Origin of the sequence: Haloferax profundi (assembly GCF_001469865.1) — an archaeon.
In the GTDB taxonomy this organism is placed as follows: Archaea; Halobacteriota; Halobacteria; order Halobacteriales; family Haloferacaceae; genus Haloferax; species Haloferax profundi.
The window spans coordinates 1-1,018 of the sequence record NZ_LOPV01000031.1 but is presented as its reverse complement, the minus strand read 5'-3'; the positions used below and the strand labels follow the sequence as shown (position 1 = coordinate 1,018).

The window sequence follows — 1,018 nt, the reverse complement described above, 5'->3', positions numbered from 1 at the left end:
GGTGGCGTGGACGTGATGGTCAACAACGCCGGGATATTCAGGGGCGAAGAGTTCCTGGACGTCCGCGAAGAGGGACTCCAGCAGTTTCTCGACGTCAACGTCAAGGGCGTGTTCTTCGGGTCACAGGTCGCTGCCGAACGGATGCTCGATTCCGACGGTGGAAGTATCGTCAACATGTCCTCTATCGGGTCGATTCGCGCACTCGGTGCGTACACCGCCTACGACCTGACGAAGGGTGCGGTTACCTCGATGACGTACTCGCTCGCGGACCGCTTCGGCGACGCTGGCATCCGTGTCAACGCCATCCTTCCCGGTATCATCGGGACGGCGATGACGGAAGAAGACGTTCCCATCGTCGGCACAGACCATGGCGACCAGTACGCCAAGGAATCGATTCCAATGGAACGCTTCGGGAGGCCCGAAGAAGTTGCCGAGGCCGCACTCTTTCTCGCGAGCGACCAGTCGTCCTACGTCAACGGAGAATCGCTCGTCGTCGACGGCGGGGTGACCCACACCGGATAACCGTTCTGTCGCCCGGACGAGTGACTCTATCAGTCCGCGTCGGCACTACCGACGGAGAGATACTGTTCGAGCAAGTCGTCGCGGTCCCGCAAGTCGTCGACAGAACCGTCCCAGACGTTCGAGCCTTTCTCGATGATGTAGGCACGTTCCGAGAGACTCAGTGTGAAGTCGACGTTCTGTTCGGTCAGGATGACCGTCACGTCACGTTTGACGACGTCGCTGAGGACGTCCGCCAGGTCGTCGACGATGACCGGTGCCAGTCCTTCCGTGGGTTCGTCGAGCAAGAGCACGTCTGGGTCCTGAACCAGCGCCCGGGCCACAGACAGCATCTGCTGTTCACCGCCAGAGAGGTTCTGTCCCAGACTCTCGCGGAGGTCGGCGAGCACCGGGAAAGCGTCGTACATCTCTTCCATCGGTCGGGGGTCGGCGCAGGTGTCTCGGGCGACCTGAATGTTCTCGTTGACGGTCAGGTCGGGGAAGACTCGGCGTCCCTCCG

General features: G+C 61.4%; 2 protein-coding genes. One reads left to right on the top strand and one right to left on the bottom strand.

The genetic code is table 11. From position 1 onward, the window contains the following. A partial coding sequence (locus AUR66_RS01635; RefSeq protein WP_082682092.1) for an SDR family NAD(P)-dependent oxidoreductase occupies positions 1–522 on the top strand: 522 nt, incomplete at its 5' end. Positions 523–551: 29 nt separating this feature from the next. On the opposite strand, the gene AUR66_RS01630 is transcribed toward AUR66_RS01635, so the two are convergent. After that, positions 552–1,018: ATP-binding cassette domain-containing protein (locus AUR66_RS01630; RefSeq protein ID WP_157532960.1), on the bottom strand; the 467-nt coding region annotated here is incomplete at its 5' end.